The organism is uncultured Tateyamaria sp. (assembly GCF_947496075.1).
Taxonomy (GTDB): Bacteria; Pseudomonadota; Alphaproteobacteria; order Rhodobacterales; family Rhodobacteraceae; genus Tateyamaria.
Genome location: NZ_CANMBJ010000002.1, coordinates 1,150,804 through 1,169,932, shown reverse-complemented (window position 1 = coordinate 1,169,932; position 19,129 = coordinate 1,150,804). Strand labels below are relative to the sequence as shown.

Below are 19,129 nucleotides of genomic sequence, written 5' to 3'. Positions count from 1 at the left end.
CAGCCTCAGGGGCAGGATTTACCCCTGAACCGCGCGCAGGGCCACCCCTGCATTCGCAAGCGCGTTCCAGATCTTGGCGTCACGGCCATAGATATCGCGGCGGTACTGGGTGTGCCCCTTCGCAGTGCTAAAGGCCGTGCGGTAAATCAGGTGCACTGGCACCGGCGCCTTCAGATCCACGCGCGTTTCTCGACCCGTCGCCAGAACCGACTGGAAGTACTTTTCTGGCTGCGCTTCCTGCTTGGCCAGCAAAGCGTAGGCAAAGTCGAAGGGATCAGCCAGACGCACACAGCCATGGCTGTAGGCACGCACTTCTCGGCCAAACAGGTTCTTGGCCGGGGTGTCATGCAGATAGATGTTGTGCACATTCGGGAACATGAACTTCACCAGACCCAGCGCATTGCCCTTGCTAGGCGGCTGACGCATGGCGAATGGGAATGTCTTGGCCGTGTACTGAGAGAAGTTGACCGCACCGCGATTGACCTTTCGGCCACGGCTGTCGGTGATCTCGATATGGCGCACGGCGTTGCGATTGGCCTTGAGCGCCGGCAGGTACTCCTTGGTCACGATCGAACGCGGCACGTACCAGCTGGGGTTGATGACCATGAACTCCATCACGTCCGAGAATTCAGGCGTGGGACGATCATCCTTGTTGGCACCAACCACCGAACGGGTTTCGAATGTCACCTTGCCACCATCGATGATCTTGGCGGTGAAGTCTGGGATGTTGACCAGGATGTGACGTTTGCCGCGCTCCTGATTGACCCACCGCTCCCGCTCCATCGCAACCATGATGGATTGCAGGCGCTGCTGCACAGATGTGTTCAGCTCTGTCATGGTACCCTGACCGGCCACGCCGTCAGCGACCAGGCCATGCGCCAACTGGAATTGCTGCACAGCCGATTGGATGCTCGCATCATAGGTCTGCGTGTTGGTACGCTTCAGAAACCCCATGGCAATCAGGCGATTGCGCATGATGGCGACGGCATCGCCCGTCTGACCAGGCTTCAGAGAGTTCACGGGCACCTTCTGACCCCAGCCACCCTTGGCCAGCAGCCGCTCCATGCGCAGCTTCTCTTTCATGAGGGCGTTGTATTCCATCGTCTTCGGCGCCAGCGCCTTGAAGAAGCCGGACGGTGAGGATTTGGAGAAGTTCACCAGATACGAAGTGCGATCCCGATATGGCACCTGCCGCACGATGGCGCGATCCACGCGCGAAGGGACCAAAACACCGGTCTGCAGGTCACGCGCATATTGCAGGAAGGTGCGGCTCATCTCGACTTCGACCAGACCGCGATCACGCTGTGTCTTGGCCGCCTTCATCTTGGCCTGAAGGCCTGCCGCATCATAGCGCGCAGCGGGCAGACCGTGATTGTCAGCATTGGACAACGCCTTGAACAATGCTGCGCGACGCTGGCGCTCGCGGCCAGTCCGTCCTGTCCACAGGCTGCCGTAGGCGTTCGCCTTGTAGAATTCGGCGATGTCCGCGTCCCGCGCTGCTGCCTCGGCCACGGCCTGCTTGAAGGCCGTCACCTCAGCCGAAGCTGTCTGCGGTACGACAGTTAGAAACGCTGCCGCCGTCATGGCCAGCGCCATCATCCAAATTCGAGAAAAAATCACCGTCACGTTGCACCTATTATTCTTGTACGCCAATTGATTTGGGTTATCCCAAAGCGTCGCGCGCCCTGTCTATTCACATTGCCGGTAGAGCAGCAAGAAGCACCTGCATGATGCGCGCCTGCATCGCTCTGGGGCGTCTGCGCCACAATGGTCAGAGTTTGCGCAAAAATCTGCCCAAATGACTTGCGACCGTTACATGACCCGATTCAGCACTTGGTAAACGAATCAAGCTATGCAATACAAATGTTGCATCTGGGGATGAGATAGCAAACTCCGTGTAACATCACGGACAGGCAGGCGTACGGGACGCGCAGTGACATGACAAAAAATACCTCTACGGGCATGACCCGCCGGGCAGTACTTGGTGCATTCGCAGCGACGGCGATCACGGCGGCACCGACTTTCTCAAACGCAGCAGGATTTCTTCGAGGCGCTGGCGATATTCGTCGCCTTCGGATGTATTCCGGTCGCACCGGTGAACGGATCGACATGATCTACTGGATTGAAGGTCACTACATCAAGGACGCGGTCAAAGAAGTGAACTACTTCATGCGTGACTGGCGGACGGATGACGTGAAATCCATGGATTTGCGCAATGTTGATATCATGGCGGCAGCGCACAACCTGCTCAACGTCGATGAACCCTACATGCTTCTCTCGGGCTACCGCAGCCCGAAGACAAACGCCATGTTGCGCTCGCGCAGCCGAGGTGTGGCCAAGAATTCTCTACACATGAAAGGTCAGGCCGCCGACTTGCGCCTATCGACCCGCTCGGTGAGCCAGATGGCTCGTGCCGCACAGGCATGCCGCGGTGGCGGCGTTGGCAAATACTCCGGCTCGAACTTCGTGCACATGGATTGCGGTGTTGTGCGATCCTGGGGCGGATAAACCTGCACGATCGCAGCTCGAAGTAAGGCGCCATAGGCGCCTTTTTTCGTTTCAGAGAAACGATGTTTTTTACCGCCGTAATCCATGCAGCGCCATCGGCAAGAATTTGGTCAATCCCTGTGCTCAAACGCGGCAAGAATGCGCGATCTTCTGCCAGAACAGACATGAAACTGTGACAGAACGGCATTACGCGCCTAACGTGAACAACAGAACAACTCCCGGGGGATCCAAATGACACATCTCATTTCACGCCGTACGTTCCTGGCCACCACAGCCACCTTCGCGGCCATGCACCCGTTCTCCTTGCGCGCCAGCACCAATCAGGCGCACCTGCGCATCATGGAAACCACAGACCTGCACGTGCACGTCTTTCCTTACGACTATTACGCCGACAAACCTCGCGACACGGTTGGCCTATCGCGCACGGCCTCGATCATCGAAAGCATCCGGGCCGAGGCCACGAACTCCATGCTCATCGACAATGGCGACTTCCTGCAGGGCAACCCGATGGGCGACTACATCGCCTATGAACGGGGCATGAAGGAAGGGGACAGCCACCCGATCATCACTGCCATGAACACCGTCGGCTTCGACGCGGCCACCTTGGGCAACCACGAATTCAACTACGGGCTCGATTTCCTGATGAAGTCGCTCGCAGGCGCCGACTTCCCCGTGGTCTGCGCCAACGTGTCCAAGGAACAAGGCGCGGACGCCGCAGCGGATACCACGCTAGTGCCTCCCTTCGTCATCCTGGACCGAACGGTTACGGATGGTTCGGGTGAAACGCATCCGATCAAGGTTGGCCTCATCGGCTTCGTCCCACCGCAGATCATGAACTGGGATCGCCGCCACCTCGAAGGCAACGTGCAGGCCCGCGACATCGTAGACACCGCTAAAACCCTCGTACCGCTGATGAAAGAACAAGGCGCCGATATCATCATCGCGCTCAGCCACTCCGGCATCGGGGCCGCAGACCACAGCGACGGGATGGAGAACGCCTCCGTCCCCCTCGCCGCCGTGGACGGAATCGACGCGATCCTCACGGGCCACCACCACCAGGTCTTCCCCTCGCCCACCTATGCCGACATGCCCGCCGTCGACGTGGCAAACGGCACGATCCATGGCAAGCCAGCAGCCATGGGCGGCTTCTGGGGCTCGCATCTGGGTGTCATCGACTTGATGCTGGAACGCGATGGCTCCAGCTGGCGCATCACCGGCCACGGGTCCGAAGCACGGCCAATCTCGAAACGGAACGAAGACCGATCTGTCACCGCACTCGTCGAAGACCACCAACCGGTCCTCGATAGCGTCCAAGCCGACCACGACGCTACGCTGGCTTATGTCCGCCGCGCCGTGGGCAAGACCGACGCACCGCTGCACAGCTACTTCGCGCTCGTGGCGGATGACCCCTCGGTCCAGATCGTGTCGATTGCCCAAAGCTGGTACATCGCCCAGATGATGCAGGGCACCGAGTACGAAGGCCTGCCGATCCTCTCTGCCGCCGCCCCGTTCAAGGCAGGTGGTCGTGGAGGCCCCGAATACTTCACAGATGTGCCCAAGGGCGATGTCGCGATCAAGAACGTGTCCGACCTCTACCTCTACCCCAACACCGCCCGCGCCGTGCTGGTCTCTGGGGCCGAGGTCAAGGATTGGCTAGAACGCTCCGCCGGCATGTTCAACCAAGTGGAACCCGGCAGCACCGACGCGCCGCTCCTGAACCCCGACTTCCCAAGCTACAATTTCGACGTGATGGACGGCGTGACCTACCAGATCGACCTCAGCCAACCGTCCAAATTCGATCCCAAGGGCGAATTGCTCAATGCGGACGCCAACCGCATCGTTGACCTGAAATTCAACGGTGAACCTATTGATTCTGAAGCGCAATTCATCATCGCAACGAACAACTACCGCGCGGGCGGCGGCGGTAACTTCCCCGGAGCCAAGGGCGACACGATTGTCTTTGAAGCCCCCGACACAAACCGCGACGTGATCGTGCGCTACATCGTCGAACAAGGCACAATCAGCCCCCGCGCCGACGCCAATTGGTCCTTTGCACCTCTCGACGGCACATCGGTCCTGTTCGAAACGGGCCCCAAGGCGCAGGACTATATCGACGATGTCAAAGGGGTGACAATCGAACCTGCAGGAGACGGCCCCGACGGTTTTGCACAGTTCCGCATCTCACTTTGACGTGCAGGGCGCAGGGCACCTGCGCCTTACGATTTTGCAATTGCAGGGCGCGGATGGCACCGCTATACCGCGCCCCAGTGGACCATTAGCTCAGCTGGATAGAGCGCTGCCCTCCGAAGGCAGAGGCCAGAGGTTCGAATCCTCTATGGTCCGCCATCTCCCACACACTGATCGCGTGCATCGCACTAACCACTTCCGATTGCATCGACTTTAAAGGTGATCAACCTCAGCCAATCCCGGACTAACCTCTGCCATGATCCAGCGCCTGTGCCGGGGACATCCGTTGCGCTTTGCGATAGTCCAGTACAAACAGCAAAGCCGACGACGCAATAGCAATCACCGCACCAATCATCGCAACACCTTGATAGTCGGTCACGCTCGTCCCAACCGCAAAAATCGCAGACGCAATGATCGCGCCGCCAAAATGATTGACGGACAACAGCGAACTTCCGGCCCCTGCCCGGTCTGCAACAAGGTTCTGCACATACCCAATGGGAATAGACAGGATGATGCCCGCACCAATCCCCGCTGGCAGCACCAGCCACCACGCAAACCCAATAGACGGCATAAGACCCAAGACAGCGAGAAAGCCACCATAAATCACAACACCGATCAGGATAAGAAACGAGGCTGAAACCACACGCAAAAACCGAACCGTCAGCATCATGACGGGAATTTCGATGAAGGCGACGAGGCCCGCAAAGACGGCGACGTCGGATTCGACACCGCCAAGGTTGTTGAGGATCAGCAGCCCCAGCAGAATATTGTACAGCCCATTGGTGGCCGAGATTACGCAGATCAGAACCATGCGCAGCAACAGGCCCGGCTCTGTCAGCTCCGACAAAGACGCCAACAACCCCTTGCCGGATTTCACGGTCTGCGACACCGTATGGTCCCGGCGCCACAACGTCAGGACGGCGGCAAGCGCCAGGACATTTGCAAAAGCGACTACAGCATAGGCCGCGAGCACATCGACACCCTTTACGAGGGCATACCCCCATACTACGGGTGTCAGTGCAAATGCGCCGGAAAACGTCGCCCGGGACAGCGTGGCCGCATAAGAACGATCAAGCTTCGGGTTCTCATTGGCCGCCACAACAGAGATTGCGAAATATTGGGTGAACGCCGTCGCTCCGACGGGAAACAGCACGACATGCACCAGCAAGAAAGCAATCTTCGAAGGCACGAAAAACATCAACAGCCCGGCTGCAGCGCCAACTGCCAATGCGGCCAGCAACGCTTCGCGAAATCGTCCTGTCTGGTCCGTGTAGATGCCCACCAGTATGGACGCGACGACACTGAAAAACGCCCCACCCGTCACGATCAGAGCGTAGGCTGCATCGGAAAAACCAATCTCCTCGATCCCAATGATCGACTGGAACGGGCCAACCGTTGCCGCGCCAACGCCCATAAGGATCAAGCCAACCAGCGCCACTTGAAGCAGTCTGTCGGTCAGCGCTGTCTTGATCATTGATGAGTTCCAGACTGAGCAGTGGGGAGATCACGCAAAGGAATATGCGCCTGCCCCTCTATATGACGCGCAATCACAGATGGAAACGACGCGACGCACATGCTTGTGCCGAACCGCCGCCCGGCTTCGGCCAGCAGCATCGCTCTCGGCTGGTTAACTTTGATAGAACGCAGCGCGCGCGCCTCAAGCCCCTGATTTACGGACGCTTTCACAAGTCGCTCAACAACTCGCAAATCGACCGAACGCCTTGTCCCCGCGGGGACAGATCACGCAAACAGGTCGTGTGCCAACTCCAAAGCGTCCACGAGCACGTCCACCTCTTCCTTGGTGTTGTACATGCCAAAGGACGCCCGACAGGTGGCGTTCAGCCCCATGTGCTCCATCAACGGGCCCACACAATGCTGTCCCGCCCGCACCGCGACACCCTTTTTGTCGAGGATGGTCGAGATATCATGGGCGTGCCCAGCCCCGTCCAAAGTGAACGAGAAAATGGCGCCCTTATCCGGGGTCGTCCCCTGTACCTGCAGCCAGTTGAGCCCGCCCAACTTCTCCACCGTGTAGTCACGCAACGAATCCTCATGCGCAGCGATGGCCTCCATCCCGTGACCCATCATGTAATCCAGCGCGACCCCAAGCCCGATCATCTGCACGATACCCGGCGTGCCCGCCTCAAACTTATGGGGCGGATCGTTGTAGATCACACCGTCCTTGCTGACCTCCTTGATCATGTCACCACCGCCGATGAACGGGCGCATCTCGGCCATGCGTTCAGCTTTGCAGTAGATGGCGCCGGATCCCGACGGACCATAGAGCTTGTGACCGGTGATCGCGTAGAAATCCGCACCCAGATCCCGCACATCAACCGGCATGTGCACGGCCGCTTGTGAGCCGTCGACCAGCACGGGCACGCCCTTGGCACGGGCCCCTTCACAGATCGTTTTCACATCCACCTTGGTGCCCAAAACGTTGGACATGTGGGTGACGGCCACCAGCTTGGTCTTGGGTCCAATCGCATCAATGACCTTCTGAGGATCAAGCGCACCGGTGGCGTCCACATCCACCCATTTCAAAACGACACCTTGCCGTTCGCGCAGGTAGTGCCAGGGTACGATATTGGCGTGGTGTTCCATCACGGACAGCACAATCTCGTCGCCGGCCTCCATCCGTGGCATGGCCCACCCATAGGCCACCATGTTGATGCCTTCGGTTGTGCCCGAGTTCATCACGATCTCATCCTCGGAGCCTGCATTCAGGAAACGCGCCAACTTGCCTCGGACGCCTTCATAATTTTCGGTCGCGAGATTAGAAAGGAAATGCAAGCCTCTGTGAACATTTGCATATTCCTCGGAATACGCTTTGGAAATGGCGTCAATCACGACCTGCGGCTTCTGAGCCGATGCGCCACTGTCCAGATAAACCAGCGGCTTGCCATTCACCTCACGGCCGAGAATGGGAAAATCCGCCCGGATGGCGTTCACATCATACATTCGCAAGTCCTCCTGCCGTCACGCCGGTCAACGTAACAAGCATCATCATTCCAACAAACAGGCCTGCCAGCACGATGATAAGCAGGCCAAAGGCACGAAACAGCGAGTCAAAGCGCAAGGCCGCGCTGACAAAATGCAATAAAAGCCAAAAGGCGACGATGGCAACAACCAGCGCCACAAGGCCCGCGATGCCCGGCACGATCAAGCTCAGCACAAGCACAAGCGCCTGTGCAGCCGCACGCAGGGCCTGCAACCAGGTCAGCAGCGCCAGCATGTCGGTGAGTTCACCATGTCCGCCAAGGGCCCGTCCGGCCCAGACAAGCCCGTGCACCATGACCAGAAGCCCGCCCGCGATCATCGCAAACAGCGCAAAGGGCCGTTCAAGCAGGGCCAGAAGCGGTATCGCCGCCCGTGCGGCAGGATCAATCGAACCCGGGGCAAGCACCACGGGCGCGGAGGCCAAAATCGCATTGACCGCTGCCACGGCAAATAGCGCAAAATACAGGGTCTGCCGGTCCAGATGCCACCCGATGATCCGCTGTGCTACCTCCTTGGGATTGCGCAGCGTGTCGACCGCCAGGTCCGCGACGGCGTTCACGCTGCTCGCTCCTGCGCGATGGATCCACCGATCCAAAACCACATGAACACCACGAACCAGATTAGGCCAACCACCTGCAGCTCGATACCCGGACCGATGAAGCCCGCGATCAGACCATGCAGCAGGATCAACGGCGATGATGCAAGCAGCGCCCAAAACAGTGCCAGCCGCGCACCATAAGGCGTGCCCTGCCCGCGCAAAATATATCCAACACCCCGCGCAGCAAAAGCGATCATGTAGAACAAAAGTGGTGCCACAAAAATCCACGCCAGAAGCGATGCGCCCATCAGCATGTTCAGATCCTGACCGGTCAAATGCGCCTCTCGGGCCAGTCGCGGCAGTTGCGCGATGAAGACCAGGGCACATGACGCCATGAGATAGGCCAGCGCACGATCTTCGCGTTGGCCAAGCTCAAGCAGGCGCCGTATGACGCGCCCTGGACCACGATACGTGGCCGAAATGTTCCGCGTGATGGCCATCTTAGCCCCGGTGACGCTCCAGCCAGCCTTGCAGGCGTTCAACCAATGCGTCGCGCAAAACTTCGTCCTCGATCTCTTCCACCGCCTCGGCGAGGAAGGCCAACGTCAACAGATCTGTTGCGATCTCAGCCGGGACACCGCGCGAGCGCAGGTAGAACAACGCATCTTCATCAATGGCACCAGACGTGGACCCGTGGGAACAGGCCACATCGTCGGCATAGATTTCAAGCTCGGGCTTGGCGAGGAACTGGCTGTCATCATCCAGCAAAAGCGACTGGCTGATCTGATAACCGTCTGTTTTCTGGGCCCCTTCCTTGACCAGGATCTTGCCCTGGAACACACCGACAGCACCGTTGCGCAGCACCTTCTTGAACACCTGGCGGCTTTCGCAGCGCAGCGCGTCATGGGTGACAAACACCGTGTCGTCGTGGTGGAAATCGCCATCGCCCACGCAGGCGCCGGCCACATGCGCCACCGCATCGTCACCGGTGATATCGATCACGCATTCGTTGCGGGTCAGGCGACCATTCACGGTCAGCGTGAACGACTTGAACACGGATTCGGCGCCCAACCGCGTAAAGATATGCGTGGCTGCGCGGCGTTCGTGGTCCCGCCCCTGCGCACGTACATGATGGAAGGTCGCGCCATCGGCCACATCCACTTCCATTACCTTATTGAAACGTGCAGCGGCCGGGCCGGTTTCGAGCAAGGTCACCTCGGCACCCGGATCAAGCTTGATCACGTGGTGCAAGATCGCGTCCGACGTTTCGTTTTCATGCAAGTAGATGAAATTGATAGGTTTTTCAGCCTTGCCCGTGACATGAATCAACACGCCATCGGTGGCATAGGCCGTGTTCAACGCTGCCAACGGCCTTGGCACGTAGTGACCGTTCCCCTCAAGCGCACCGTAAAGGTCGGACGCCCAGTGAATATCTGCGCTTTCGGCCAGCCGGTCGATGCGTACACCAGACAAGGTCAGATCATCAGACTGATCGGCGTCGAATACACCATCGACAAACACGATCTTGAGCCGGTCAAGGTCGCCAAACAACGGCCCCTCTTCGTTGTGGAACAGCGCGGCGACGGGGGCTGTGGGCTGCACAAGGCTGTCCGGCCGTGTAAACTTCCAATACTCGTCGCGCCGTCCGGGCAGACCCATTTCACGCACACGGGCCAAGGCCGCCTTGCGTGCGGCATCTGCCCAGCCGTTTTGCGGCATGGTCAGGGTGTCCAACCGATCCTCGGTCGGGTTCAATTTTGGTGCGGGTTCAGCCATTATGCCACCTCGGCCAGGATGTCGGCGTAGCCGTTGTTTTCAACTTCAAGCGCCAGCTCGGGGCCACCGGTTTTTACGATCTTGCCGTCTGCCATGATGTGCACAACGTCCGGTTTGATGTGATCGAGCAGACGCTGGTAGTGCGTGATCACCAGGAACCCGCGCCCTTCGTTGCGCAGCGCGTTCACGCCTTCGGCGACCAGCTTCATCGCGTCGACATCAAGGCCGGAATCGGTTTCATCCAAGATGCACATCTTGGGCTCCAGCATCGCCATCTGCATGATTTCATTGCGTTTTTTCTCACCGCCCGAGAATCCAACATTGACGGGACGCTTGAGCATATCCGCGTCGATTTTCAGGGCCTTGGCACGTTCACGGATGACCTTCAGGAAGTCAGCGGCGCTCATTTCATCTTCGCCGCGCGCTTTGCGTTGCGCGTTCACAGCCGTGCGAAGAAAGGTCATGTTGCCGACGCCAGGAATTTCGACCGGGTATTGGAAGGCCAGGAACAGGCCCGCCGCGGCGCGTTCTTCCGGTTCCATCTCGAGCAGGTCTTCATCATCCAGCGTGGCTTCTCCGCTCGTGACTTCGTAGCCGTCGCGGCCCGACAGAACATAAGACAGGGTGGATTTGCCCGAGCCGTTTGGCCCCATGATCGCGTGCACCTTGCCTGCTTCGACCGTGAGGTCGACGCCTTTCAGAATCTGCTTGTCTTCTTCTTCAAGTTGCACATGCAAGTCTTTGATGTTCAGCATTTTTCTTTTCCTCGTCTCGCGCCTGTCGCGCGCTATTGCAGAATGACAGCAGTGCCCGAAACACTGACCATCAACATTGAGTCCCCAACGACCTCGTAGTCGAGGTCTATTCCGATGACGGCGTTCGCGCCGAGCGCTGCCGCACGTTGTTCCAGTTCCGCCATCGCCATATCGCGTGCGTCCTGAAGTTTGGATTCATATGCGCCGGCTCGACCGCCAACGATGTCCCTGACGCCGGCAAAGAAATCGCGGACAATATTGGCCCCCATGATCGCCTCGCCCACGACAATGCCGCGGTAGTCGGTGACCTTGCGGCCTTCGACCGTGTTTGTCGTGGTCAGGATCATCTTGCGCCCTTCAGTCATTTCCATGTGGCTGACTGCAGTCTCGGCACAGACCGTCACCGGCACGGGCACACCGCAGAATTGTGACGAACCGAAGTGTCAGCGCGCCCCAGCAGATGAAGAGGACAAGCCCCATCAGGATCTCGAACCGTTCGGCGTATTTCGCGATGAACCAGCCGTCTTCGACCATCTCGGCAACAATTTCGTCATGCGCGATAGACAGCATGAACACGATCAGGTGGCCAAGGATCACCAAGGTGAGTTCGCGCGTTTCCGGCAAGAGCCGACCGGGGTGTCCGAACCGAACCTGCAGGCCGCTTGGCTTGCGTGGTGTATCAGGTGCCATCGAATTACCCTCCCTGCACAAGCGCAGTCTGCTGCCGAACACGGACCTGTCCATCGGTGGCGTCTACGCAGGGCGCTGTTGTTTTGCAGTTCATTCCACATCCTCCGACGTAGCGCGGGCGAACAACCGTTGGGTTCCCATGGCCACCGCAACAGACAACATCAGAAGCGCAAGCCACACCCAGAAGGACGTCAGCGCTCCCGGCGCAAGTGACGCAGCCACAATCATTCCACCGATCACGGTGATGACAAAGGCCAGCCCGCCCTGCTGCGTGCCGTCCAGGTTAGAGACCACGTGACGTTTGATCCTGGCTTCGGATTGCTGTGTGTTGGACAGATCTGTCATCGATCCGCCCCGGCAAAAAGAAAGAACGCCGCCCCGATTGCGCCACCTGTCATGGCCCCGCCGATGGCGAGCGCCGACGCGAAGTCAGGCAGCAACATCGCACCCACGCCACCGCCGATTGCCGCGCCCCCAAGGACGGACAAGGCCATGATCGCAAAGGCGGACCGGGATTCCTTCTGTTCAGACATGGATCAGCCCACCGATCCTTCCAGCGAAATGGCAACCAGCTGCTGCGCTTCCATGGCGAACTCCATGGGCAACGCCTGCAGCACGTCCTTGCAGAAGCCGTTGACCACAAGGGCCACCGCCTCTTCCTCGTCCATGCCACGGCTGCGGCAGTAGAACAGTTGGTCGTCGTCCACCTTGGACGTCGTCGCCTCGTGTTCGACACGGGAAGAGTTGTTCTTCACCTCTATATACGGAACCGTGTGGGCACCGCATTTGTCGCCGATGAGCAAGCTATCACACTGGGTGTAGTTGCGGCTGTCCTTGGCTTTGGGGTGCATGGACACCAGACCACGGTAGGTGTTCTGGGCCTTGCCCGCACTGATGCCTTTGGACACGATCCGCGACTTGGTGTTCTTGCCCAAGTGCACCATCTTGGTGCCAGTGTCGGCCTGCTGCATATTGTTGGCGATGGCGATGGAGTAGAACTCGCCCTGGCTGTCGTCACCGCGCAGGATGCAGGACGGATACTTCCACGTCACGGCAGACCCGGTTTCCACCTGCGTCCACATCACCTTGGCCCGGTCGCCCCGGCAATCGGCGCGCTTGGTCACGAAGTTATAGATGCCGCCCTTGCCGTTTTCATCCCCGGGATACCAGTTTTGAACGGTGGAATACTTAACTTCGGCATCTTCCATGATCACGATTTCGACCACAGCGGCGTGCAGTTGCGAGGTATCGCGCTGAGGTGCCGTGCACCCTTCAAGGTAGGACACGTAGCTGCCCTTGTCCGCGATGATCAGCGTGCGTTCGAACTGGCCGGTGTTTTCGGCATTGATGCGGAAGTAGGTCGACAATTCCATGGGGCAGCGGACACCCGGCGGGATGTAAACAAATGAGCCATCCGAGAAGACCGCGCTATTCAGCGTGGCATAGAAATTGTCCTGCACCGGCACGACTGATCCAAGGTATTTCTTCACCAGCTCGGGATGTTCCTTGATCGCTTCGGAAATCGAGCAGAAGATCACGCCAGCTTTTCTCAGCTCCGCCTGGAACGTGGTGCCAACGGACACGGAATCGAACACCGCATCCACCGCGACCTTGCGGCCCTCGGCGGGTGCATTCTCGGCCCCTTCAACGCCAGCAAGGATCATCTGCTCCTTCAGCGGAATGCCCAGCTTTTCATAGGTGGCGAGCAGCTTGGGGTCGACCTCGTCCAGCGACTTCGGCTTGACCTCCATCGATTTGGGGCGGGCGTAATAGTACTGGTCCTGAAAGTCGATCTCGGGGTAGTCGACCATGGCCCAGTCGGGTTCCTTCATCTGCAGCCAACGGTCATAGGCTTGCAGACGCCATTCGGTCATCCACTCCGGCTCTTCATTCTTTTCCGAGATGAGCTTGACGATGTCTGGCGTCAGGCCCTTTGGCGCGTATTCCATCTCGATGTCGGTTTCCCAACCGTACTTGTACGCTCCACCCACCTCGGCAACGGCATCTACCGTTTCCTGATCAACACCTTCCTTGACTACCACATTTTCCATGTCGGACATCCTCTCGCATCTGAGCGGTTCACGCCGCCCGCGCCTCGTGTTTCTTCAGCTTTTGCGCCCACACATCGACAAAGCGCAAAACATCTTCTTCCGTTGTCTCAAGCCCCAGCGACACCCGCACTGCCGATGCCGCCTCAAGCTCCGAATAGCCCATGGCCTTCAGCACCCGACTGGCCTTGACCTTGCCACTGGAACAGGCCGAACCCGCCGAGATGGCAAAACCGGCCAGATCCATCTGCATCACCTGCGTTTCGCCCTTCCAGCCGGGCGTGATGAAACAGGAGGTGTTCGGCAGCCGCGTTGCCTCTTTCCCGACAAAAATAGTTGTCTTTGACGCAGCAGCAAGAGCCTTTTCTAGAATATTTCTAAGTTTCTCGACGCAGGCCCACTTTCCATCGGCAACGTCACGTTGTGCAGCCTCGGCTGCGGCCCCAAATCCGGCGATCCCGATGACATTCTCAGTGCCAGACCTGCGGCCCATTTCCTGACCGCCGCCGCGTATCTGCGCCTGCACATCCAGACCTTGTCGCAAGACCAATGCACCTACGCCCTTTGGGCCACCAAGCTTGTGACCCGAAACCAAACCCATCTCTACGCCCAGCCAATCGAACCCAAAAGGCAGCTTACCGAAAGCTTGCGTCAGATCGCTGAGGGCGAGCCCCTGCTGAACATCCTGCACCACACCTGTTTCGGAGTTGGCGAACTGCAGGCAAGACGCAGCGGGTGTTGCTACCCGAACATGACCGTTGGCATCCGCGGCCAAAACCGGGTCAATCCATGCGCCCACTGCATCATGTTCAACAGCAGATCCGTGCAAGGACCGCCCGGCGCAGGCAAGAGCCGCCGCCTCGGTCGCGCTGGCTGTAAAGACGATGTCGGCAGCCGATGCACCCAACGCGTCAGAAACCTGCCCCCGCGCTTTCTCGACAATCGCTTTGGCCGCGCGCCCCTCGGCATGCACCGACGACGGATTGCCCACCACATCCATGGCACGCAGCATCGCCTCGCGCGCCTGCGCCCGCAGAGGTGTCGTCGCGTTATGATCCAGATAGACCCGGCTCATGTCTTCCCTGTTTCAAAAAATCCCGGGGGTCTGGGGGCTGGCCCCCAGTCGACATCAACCATCATCGACGACCGCAAAGAGGTTCGGTACCGCAGGACACGGGGCCAATTCGTTTCCGATCACATCCGAAAGCCGCGTCTGGTGCAGGAAGACATATACATGGGCGCTCAGCCCTTCCCAAAGCCGATTGGTCAGCGACTGCGCCTTGGACCCGGACGCCGCACCAGTGGCTCCGGCCCCCTTGTGCATCGCATCCACCTTTTCATCGACCGCTGCCAGAATGTCAGCAACACGGATGTCGGACGCCGAACGCGCGAGTTTGTAGCCGCCGCCCGGTCCACGCACTGACGACACCAGGTCAGCGCGCCGCAGCTTCACAAACAACTGTTCCAGATAGGGCAAAGAGATGTCCTGCCGGGTCGAGATATCGCCCAGGCTCACAAGCTGATCGCCCGGCTGCATCGCAATGTCAGCCAGCGCCACCATCGCATAGCGCCCTTTGGTCGACAGTTTCATCTCAAAACCCCCAATTGACGTCACCGACACAAGGCCATACATCGTTGCCACTGCAGGATGTATGACCTGTCGGATAAGTTAGAACCGTTCTAAGGTGCCCGATCAATTTCGTCAAGAAATCGGAACCCAAAAAAAGACGCGCGAGGACAGAACACCATATGCCCGAGGTCATTTTTCCCGGACCCGAAGGCCGCCTCGAAGGCCGCTACCACCCCCAAAAAGAACGTGATGCGCCGATTGCCATCGTTTTGCATCCGCACCCGCAGTTTGGCGGCACCATGAATCACAAGGTGGTGCACGCGCTGCACTACGCTTTTTACAACATGGGGTTCACTGTTCTGCGCTTCAACTTCCGTGGTGTCGGACGCAGCCAGGGCGAATATGATCAGGGTATCGGCGAGCTGAGCGATGCCGCTTCGGCCCTCGACTACCTGCAGTCGATGAACAACAATTCCAAGCACTGCTGGGTTGCAGGCTTTTCGTTCGGCGCGTGGATCGGCATGCAGCTCTTGATGCGGCGGCCGGAGATCACCGGATTCATCTCGGTGTCGCCCCCCGCCAACATGTACGACTTTTCGTTCCTGGCGCCCTGCCCGTCTTCGGGCCTGATCATCAACGGCACATCCGACCGTGTCGCGCCGCCCGCGGATACAGAGGCGCTGGTGTCCAAACTGCATGAGCAAAAGGGCATCACCATCACGCATACGCAGGTCGAAGGGGCCGGCCACTTCTTTGAAGAGCCGCACCTGGACACTTTGATCGGCAACACGACCGATTATGTGAAACGGCGCCTGACAGAGACCACGCGTTAATGGCTGACCCCGTTGTCGTCGAAATGGCCAACAAGCTGGCCGAGGAATGTTTGGCTGTGCAGAACGAGCTGGGCAACGACCGCTTGTTCATGGAAGTGGGCGATGTGCTGGGCGCATCGTCCCAAACGCTCGAAGAGGCATTCCTGACGGCGATCCGTACGCGGATGGCGAATGACGCCGGTCGCCGCTTCCTGGCGCAGAAACTCAAGGCGCATCGCGCGGAACAGGCGCCTGAGTGACGCGGCTGGATCAGCAGATCGCCTTTCTCAACGAGGCGGACAAGCTCAAATCCATCCTGCGCGCAACGACCCTGGCTGACGGCAGCCGGGCGGAAAACAGCGCGGAACATTCTTGGCACCTGACCCTCTATGCTTTGGTCCTTTCGGATCAGGCGGGCCCTGATGTCGACATCAACAGCGTCATCAAGATGCTGATCCTCCACGATCTGGTCGAGATTGATGCAGGCGACAACCCTATCTTCGAAGACGTAGATGCCGCTACCGTCGCGGCACAGGAACAGGCTGCGGCCGATCGCATCTTTGGCCTTTTGCCTGTCGATATTGCCCAGGCGTTGCGCCCGATCTGGGAAGAGTTCGAAGCGGCCGAAACCCCGACTGCGCAGTTTGCGAAAGCGCTGGACCGGTTTCAACCACCGATGCTGAACCTCGCGTCGGGCGGTGGCAGTTGGACAGACTACAATGTCACCGAAGAAACCATTGCCACCCGCGTCGGCACAAAGATCGAGCGTGGCGCACCGGGACTGTGGGATTATGCCAGCAAACGCATCAGTGCGTTCTTTGACGCGCTCTAGTGCAGCGTAATTTCTGTATACCGTTGCATACAGTCTTTCCAAACGCCTTCCAACCCGCTAAGCGCTACGCAGGACCGATAGTGCTGCAAAGGACCCATCCATGACCAAGATCAAGGTAGAGAACCCCATTGTCGAAATGGACGGGGACGAGATGACCCGCATCATGTGGGACTTCATCAAGAAGAAGCTGATCGAACCCTATCTGGATATCGACCTGCTCTACTACGATCTGGGGATCGAGGAACGCGACAAGACCGAAGATCAGATCACCATCGACGCCGCCGAAAAGACCAAGGAGGTGGGCGTCGCCGTCAAATGCGCGACCATCACACCGGATGAGGCGCGGGTCGAGGAGTTTGGCCTCAAGAAGATGTGGCGCAGCCCCAACGGCACCATCCGCAACATCTTGGGCGGCGTGATCTTTCGCCAGCCGATCATCTGCCGCAACGTGCCCCGCTTGGTCCCCGGCTGGACACGCCCCATCGTGGTGGGTCGTCATGCCTTTGGAGACCAGTACAAAGCCACGGACATGAAATTCCCTGGTGCAGGCACGCTGACCATGAAGTTCGTTGGCGAAGACGGCACCGAGATCGAGCACGAAGTGTACAAGGCCGACAGCGCGGGCGTGTTCATGTCCATGTATAACGTCGACAAGTCGATCTACGACTTTGCACGTGCGTCCTTCAACTACGGCCTGAACCTTGGTTGGCCGGTCTACCTGTCGACCAAGAACACGATCCTTAAGCAATATGACGGGCGGTTCCTTGAAATCTTCCAAGAGGTCTATGACGCCGAATTCAAGGAAAAATTCGAAGCGAAGAAAATCTGGTACGAACACCGCCTGATCGACGACATGGTGGCCTGCGCCATCAAGTGGAACGGAGGCTTTGTCTGGGCCTGCAAGAACTATGATGGCGATGTGCAGTCAGATGTTGTGGCCCAAGGCTTCGGCTCGCTTGGCATGATGACCAGCCAGTTGATGACACCCGATGGCAAGATCGTCGAGGCCGAGGCCGCGCACGGCACCGTCACCCGCCACTATCGCCAGCATCAGGCGGGCGAGCAGACCTCGACCAACTCCATCGCGTCGATCTATGCTTGGACAGGCGGCCTGAAGCACCGGGCGAAGCTTGATGACAACGCACAGCTCAAGCGCTTTGCCGAGACATTGGAAAAGGTGATTGTGGACACCGTCGAGTCCGGTCACATGACCAAGGACCTGGCGCTGCTTGTCGGTCCCGATCAGGGGTGGCTGACCACCATGGGCTTCCTCGAGAAGATTGACGAGAACCTGAACAAGGCGCTTGCAGGCTAAGCGACCTTTTGATGACGAGGCGGCCTCGCCCTGCTCGTGGCGGGGTCGTCCCAACGGCGCGATGCGAAATGGCTCGTGGACACACCATCGGGGCCAAAACCGCAGAAGGTTCCGGGTGCCACCGCGGTCCATCCTTCGTGATCGGCATCGAATGGCTCGGACACAATGGCCCATCCCTGCCAGTTTTCCTTCCATCGATAATAGAGCGACGGCGACTTATCGTCAGATGCATAACGCGCTGCATAGAGCGTTTTACCATCGGAAAAGGCAACGCTAAGCCGCATATGCGGGGCCGTCCCGTGGCGCATCGACAGAGTTTCAAGCTGGTGCACCGCGTGTTCCAACGCCCGCTGAGGGTCAGTGTCCAGCCCGGCACCCGCCGCCAACAGGAACAGGGTTTCAGAATCCGTGGCACCTTTGCGATGCTCATACAACGCATCCGTGATCAGCATATCCGCCTTCTTGCGAAACGAACCGAATCCACCGACCTGACCGTTATGCATGAAGGACCAGCGTCCAAGGGCAAATGGGTGACAATTGTTGCGACTGGTTGCCGTCTCTGTCGACGCCCGCACATGCACCAGAAACATGCCAGATTTCACCTGACGGGCGATGGATTGCAGGTTGGGGTCCGACCATGCCGGATAGACATCGCGAAACAGCCCCGGTTCCGGCCTATGGGCATACCACGCCAAACCAAACCCATCTGCATTGACGGCTGTCTTGCACTCCTCTGCCGACAAGGATTGATTGACCAGCGAATGCTTTGGCTCTGCAATCATGTCTGACAGGAACAAGGGTGCGCCCGTGTAAGCCGCCCATCTGCACATGGATCAACGACCGCGATTGTGGGTCTTGGCATACATCCCAGCGATCATGTTGCTTGCTGTTTTTTCGAACAGGCAGGGGATCACAGCGTGGATCAGCGCCGCACCGCTGGCCAGAAACAAACGGACAGCAAATCCGCCCGCGAAAACAGCATGTTGGGCATAGCTTTCATCCACGCTGCGGGGATGGGACAGAAACATACGGGTCAGCATCTGAAACTCCTGAATTGGTTTCGATCATCCTATGCTGGTGTAGGCATACTTTTTTCCC

22 protein-coding genes and 1 tRNA gene are annotated in these 19,129 nt (G+C 58.7%); 7 read left to right on the top strand and 16 right to left on the bottom strand.

Annotation, left to right across the window (positions count from 1 at the left end; all coding sequences use genetic code 11):
- Positions 1-18 precede the first annotated feature (18 nt).
- Positions 19-1,584 (bottom strand): L,D-transpeptidase family protein, encoded by a 1,566-nt coding sequence (locus Q1A51_RS09800; protein WP_299671260.1) that lies wholly within the window; start codon positions 1,582-1,584, stop codon positions 19-21.
- Between the two features lie 354 nt (positions 1,585-1,938).
- On the opposite strand from Q1A51_RS09800, the gene Q1A51_RS09795 reads away from it, so the two are divergent.
- The 3 genes from Q1A51_RS09795 to Q1A51_RS09785 all read left to right on the top strand — a co-directional run bounded on the left by Q1A51_RS09795 (position 1,939) and on the right by Q1A51_RS09785 (position 4,854).
- Complete coding sequence (locus Q1A51_RS09795; RefSeq protein WP_299198224.1) at positions 1,939-2,508, top strand: DUF882 domain-containing protein; 570 nt, start codon at positions 1,939-1,941, stop codon at positions 2,506-2,508.
- A 231-nt stretch (positions 2,509-2,739) separates the two neighbouring features.
- Positions 2,740-4,698 carry a bifunctional 2',3'-cyclic-nucleotide 2'-phosphodiesterase/3'-nucleotidase gene (locus Q1A51_RS09790; protein ID WP_299596711.1) on the top strand — a complete coding sequence of 653 codons (1,959 nt, stop codon included), beginning with the start codon at positions 2,740-2,742 and terminating at the stop codon, positions 4,696-4,698.
- A 79-nt stretch (positions 4,699-4,777) separates the two neighbouring features.
- A tRNA-Arg gene (locus tag Q1A51_RS09785) sits at positions 4,778-4,854 on the top strand.
- An 85-nt stretch (positions 4,855-4,939) separates the two neighbouring features.
- On the opposite strand, the gene Q1A51_RS09780 is transcribed toward Q1A51_RS09785, so the two are convergent.
- The 13 genes from Q1A51_RS09780 to Q1A51_RS09720 all read right to left on the bottom strand — a co-directional run bounded on the left by Q1A51_RS09780 (position 4,940) and on the right by Q1A51_RS09720 (position 15,093).
- Positions 4,940-6,169, bottom strand: coding sequence for an MFS transporter (locus Q1A51_RS09780; protein WP_299596714.1), 1,230 nt, complete (start codon positions 6,167-6,169; stop codon positions 4,940-4,942).
- 266 nt (positions 6,170-6,435) lie between these two features.
- Positions 6,436-7,656: a cysteine desulfurase gene (locus Q1A51_RS09775; RefSeq protein ID WP_299596717.1), complete on the bottom strand. Its 1,221-nt coding sequence runs from the start codon at positions 7,654-7,656 to the stop codon at positions 6,436-6,438.
- Entirely contained in the window at positions 7,649-8,254 is a 606-nt protein-coding gene (locus tag Q1A51_RS09770; RefSeq protein WP_299596720.1) for a Yip1 family protein, read from the bottom strand. Before Q1A51_RS09770 ends, Q1A51_RS09775 begins: the two co-directional genes overlap by 8 nt.
- The gene (locus Q1A51_RS09765) at positions 8,251-8,733 is read right to left on the bottom strand and encodes a YIP1 family protein (protein WP_299596723.1); all 483 of its coding nucleotides are present in this window, start codon (positions 8,731-8,733) and stop codon (positions 8,251-8,253) included. Before Q1A51_RS09765 ends, Q1A51_RS09770 begins: the two co-directional genes overlap by 4 nt.
- 1 nt (position 8,734) lies before the next feature.
- Positions 8,735-10,009 carry a SufD family Fe-S cluster assembly protein gene (locus Q1A51_RS09760; RefSeq protein WP_299596727.1) on the bottom strand — a complete coding sequence of 425 codons (1,275 nt, stop codon included), beginning with the start codon at positions 10,007-10,009 and terminating at the stop codon, positions 8,735-8,737.
- The gene (sufC, locus tag Q1A51_RS09755) at positions 10,009-10,764 is read right to left on the bottom strand and encodes a Fe-S cluster assembly ATPase SufC (protein WP_299596730.1); all 756 of its coding nucleotides are present in this window, start codon (positions 10,762-10,764) and stop codon (positions 10,009-10,011) included. The genes Q1A51_RS09760 and sufC overlap by 1 nt, the downstream gene beginning before the upstream one ends.
- Before the next feature lie 32 nt (positions 10,765-10,796).
- Entirely contained in the window at positions 10,797-11,111 is a 315-nt protein-coding gene (locus Q1A51_RS09750) for a heavy metal-binding domain-containing protein (RefSeq protein ID WP_299201084.1), read from the bottom strand.
- A gap of 10 nt (positions 11,112-11,121) precedes the next feature.
- Positions 11,122-11,454 carry a hypothetical protein gene (locus Q1A51_RS09745; RefSeq protein WP_299596733.1) on the bottom strand — a complete coding sequence of 111 codons (333 nt, stop codon included), beginning with the start codon at positions 11,452-11,454 and terminating at the stop codon, positions 11,122-11,124.
- Positions 11,455-11,544: 90 nt separating this feature from the next.
- Positions 11,545-11,799, bottom strand: coding sequence for a hypothetical protein (locus Q1A51_RS09740; RefSeq protein WP_299596736.1), 255 nt, complete (start codon positions 11,797-11,799; stop codon positions 11,545-11,547).
- On the bottom strand, positions 11,796-11,987 hold the full coding sequence (locus Q1A51_RS09735; RefSeq protein WP_299596739.1) for a hypothetical protein: 192 nt from the start codon (positions 11,985-11,987) through the stop codon (positions 11,796-11,798). Before Q1A51_RS09735 ends, Q1A51_RS09740 begins: the two co-directional genes overlap by 4 nt.
- A 3-nt stretch (positions 11,988-11,990) precedes the next feature.
- A complete protein-coding gene (sufB, locus tag Q1A51_RS09730) occupies positions 11,991-13,514 on the bottom strand; it encodes a Fe-S cluster assembly protein SufB (protein WP_299198375.1) in 1,524 nt (507 codons plus the stop codon).
- Between the two features lie 19 nt (positions 13,515-13,533).
- Entirely contained in the window at positions 13,534-14,577 is a 1,044-nt protein-coding gene (locus Q1A51_RS09725; protein ID WP_299596742.1) for an aminotransferase class V-fold PLP-dependent enzyme, read from the bottom strand.
- A 54-nt stretch (positions 14,578-14,631) separates the two neighbouring features.
- Entirely contained in the window at positions 14,632-15,093 is a 462-nt protein-coding gene (locus Q1A51_RS09720) for an Rrf2 family transcriptional regulator (RefSeq protein ID WP_299198381.1), read from the bottom strand.
- 158 nt (positions 15,094-15,251) lie between these two features.
- Here Q1A51_RS09720 and Q1A51_RS09715 point away from each other — a divergent pair, with 158 nt between their 5' ends.
- The 4 genes from Q1A51_RS09715 (at position 15,252) to Q1A51_RS09700 (ending at position 18,031) form a co-directional block, all read left to right on the top strand.
- Entirely contained in the window at positions 15,252-15,905 is a 654-nt protein-coding gene (locus Q1A51_RS09715; protein ID WP_299198384.1) for an alpha/beta hydrolase, read from the top strand.
- Positions 15,905-16,144 carry a hypothetical protein gene (locus Q1A51_RS09710; RefSeq protein ID WP_299596747.1) on the top strand — a complete coding sequence of 80 codons (240 nt, stop codon included), beginning with the start codon at positions 15,905-15,907 and terminating at the stop codon, positions 16,142-16,144. The genes Q1A51_RS09715 and Q1A51_RS09710 overlap by 1 nt, the downstream gene beginning before the upstream one ends.
- Positions 16,141-16,716: an HD family hydrolase gene (locus Q1A51_RS09705; RefSeq protein ID WP_299198390.1), complete on the top strand. Its 576-nt coding sequence runs from the start codon at positions 16,141-16,143 to the stop codon at positions 16,714-16,716. Before Q1A51_RS09710 ends, Q1A51_RS09705 begins: the two co-directional genes overlap by 4 nt.
- A 100-nt stretch (positions 16,717-16,816) precedes the next feature.
- Positions 16,817-18,031 (top strand): NADP-dependent isocitrate dehydrogenase, encoded by a 1,215-nt coding sequence (locus Q1A51_RS09700; RefSeq protein ID WP_299596750.1) that lies wholly within the window; start codon positions 16,817-16,819, stop codon positions 18,029-18,031.
- On the opposite strand, the gene Q1A51_RS09695 is transcribed toward Q1A51_RS09700, so the two are convergent.
- Both Q1A51_RS09695 and Q1A51_RS09690 read right to left on the bottom strand, forming a co-directional pair.
- A complete protein-coding gene (locus tag Q1A51_RS09695) occupies positions 18,028-18,861 on the bottom strand; it encodes a class II glutamine amidotransferase (RefSeq protein WP_299596753.1) in 834 nt (277 codons plus the stop codon). The genes Q1A51_RS09700 and Q1A51_RS09695 overlap by 4 nt on opposite strands.
- A gap of 3 nt (positions 18,862-18,864) precedes the next feature.
- Positions 18,865-19,071 (bottom strand): DUF6356 family protein, encoded by a 207-nt coding sequence (locus Q1A51_RS09690; RefSeq protein ID WP_299596756.1) that lies wholly within the window; start codon positions 19,069-19,071, stop codon positions 18,865-18,867.
- Positions 19,072-19,129 lie beyond the last annotated feature (58 nt).

What these genes read in the sequence shown, in the direction of transcription:
- Q1A51_RS09765 (WP_299596723.1), bottom strand. Translation starts at nt 8,733, where the DNA reads ATGGCCATCACGCGGAACATTTCGGCCACGTATCGTGGTCCAGGGCGC.
- Q1A51_RS09790 (WP_299596711.1), top strand. Translation starts at nt 2,740, where the DNA reads ATGACACATCTCATTTCACGCCGTACGTTCCTGGCCACCACAGCCACC.
- Q1A51_RS09760 (WP_299596727.1), bottom strand. Translation starts at nt 10,009, where the DNA reads ATGGCTGAACCCGCACCAAAATTGAACCCGACCGAGGATCGGTTGGAC.
- Q1A51_RS09720 (WP_299198381.1), bottom strand. Translation starts at nt 15,093, where the DNA reads ATGAAACTGTCGACCAAAGGGCGCTATGCGATGGTGGCGCTGGCTGAC.
- Q1A51_RS09715 (WP_299198384.1), top strand. Translation starts at nt 15,252, where the DNA reads ATGCCCGAGGTCATTTTTCCCGGACCCGAAGGCCGCCTCGAAGGCCGC.
- Q1A51_RS09690 (WP_299596756.1), bottom strand. Translation starts at nt 19,071, where the DNA reads ATGCTGACCCGTATGTTTCTGTCCCATCCCCGCAGCGTGGATGAAAGC.
- Q1A51_RS09725 (WP_299596742.1), bottom strand. Translation starts at nt 14,577, where the DNA reads ATGAGCCGGGTCTATCTGGATCATAACGCGACGACACCTCTGCGGGCG.
- sufB (WP_299198375.1), bottom strand. Translation starts at nt 13,514, where the DNA reads ATGTCCGACATGGAAAATGTGGTAGTCAAGGAAGGTGTTGATCAGGAA.
- Q1A51_RS09695 (WP_299596753.1), bottom strand. Translation starts at nt 18,861, where the DNA reads ATGTGCAGATGGGCGGCTTACACGGGCGCACCCTTGTTCCTGTCAGAC.
- Q1A51_RS09775 (WP_299596717.1), bottom strand. Translation starts at nt 7,656, where the DNA reads ATGTATGATGTGAACGCCATCCGGGCGGATTTTCCCATTCTCGGCCGT.
- Q1A51_RS09735 (WP_299596739.1), bottom strand. Translation starts at nt 11,987, where the DNA reads ATGTCTGAACAGAAGGAATCCCGGTCCGCCTTTGCGATCATGGCCTTG.
- Q1A51_RS09700 (WP_299596750.1), top strand. Translation starts at nt 16,817, where the DNA reads ATGACCAAGATCAAGGTAGAGAACCCCATTGTCGAAATGGACGGGGAC.
- Q1A51_RS09800 (WP_299671260.1), bottom strand. Translation starts at nt 1,584, where the DNA reads ATGACGGCGGCAGCGTTTCTAACTGTCGTACCGCAGACAGCTTCGGCT.
- Q1A51_RS09740 (WP_299596736.1), bottom strand. Translation starts at nt 11,799, where the DNA reads ATGACAGATCTGTCCAACACACAGCAATCCGAAGCCAGGATCAAACGT.
- Q1A51_RS09795 (WP_299198224.1), top strand. Translation starts at nt 1,939, where the DNA reads ATGACAAAAAATACCTCTACGGGCATGACCCGCCGGGCAGTACTTGGT.
- Q1A51_RS09710 (WP_299596747.1), top strand. Translation starts at nt 15,905, where the DNA reads ATGGCTGACCCCGTTGTCGTCGAAATGGCCAACAAGCTGGCCGAGGAA.
- sufC (WP_299596730.1), bottom strand. Translation starts at nt 10,764, where the DNA reads ATGCTGAACATCAAAGACTTGCATGTGCAACTTGAAGAAGAAGACAAG.
- Q1A51_RS09745 (WP_299596733.1), bottom strand. Translation starts at nt 11,454, where the DNA reads ATGGCACCTGATACACCACGCAAGCCAAGCGGCCTGCAGGTTCGGTTC.
- Q1A51_RS09750 (WP_299201084.1), bottom strand. Translation starts at nt 11,111, where the DNA reads ATGATCCTGACCACGACAAACACGGTCGAAGGCCGCAAGGTCACCGAC.
- Q1A51_RS09780 (WP_299596714.1), bottom strand. Translation starts at nt 6,169, where the DNA reads ATGATCAAGACAGCGCTGACCGACAGACTGCTTCAAGTGGCGCTGGTT.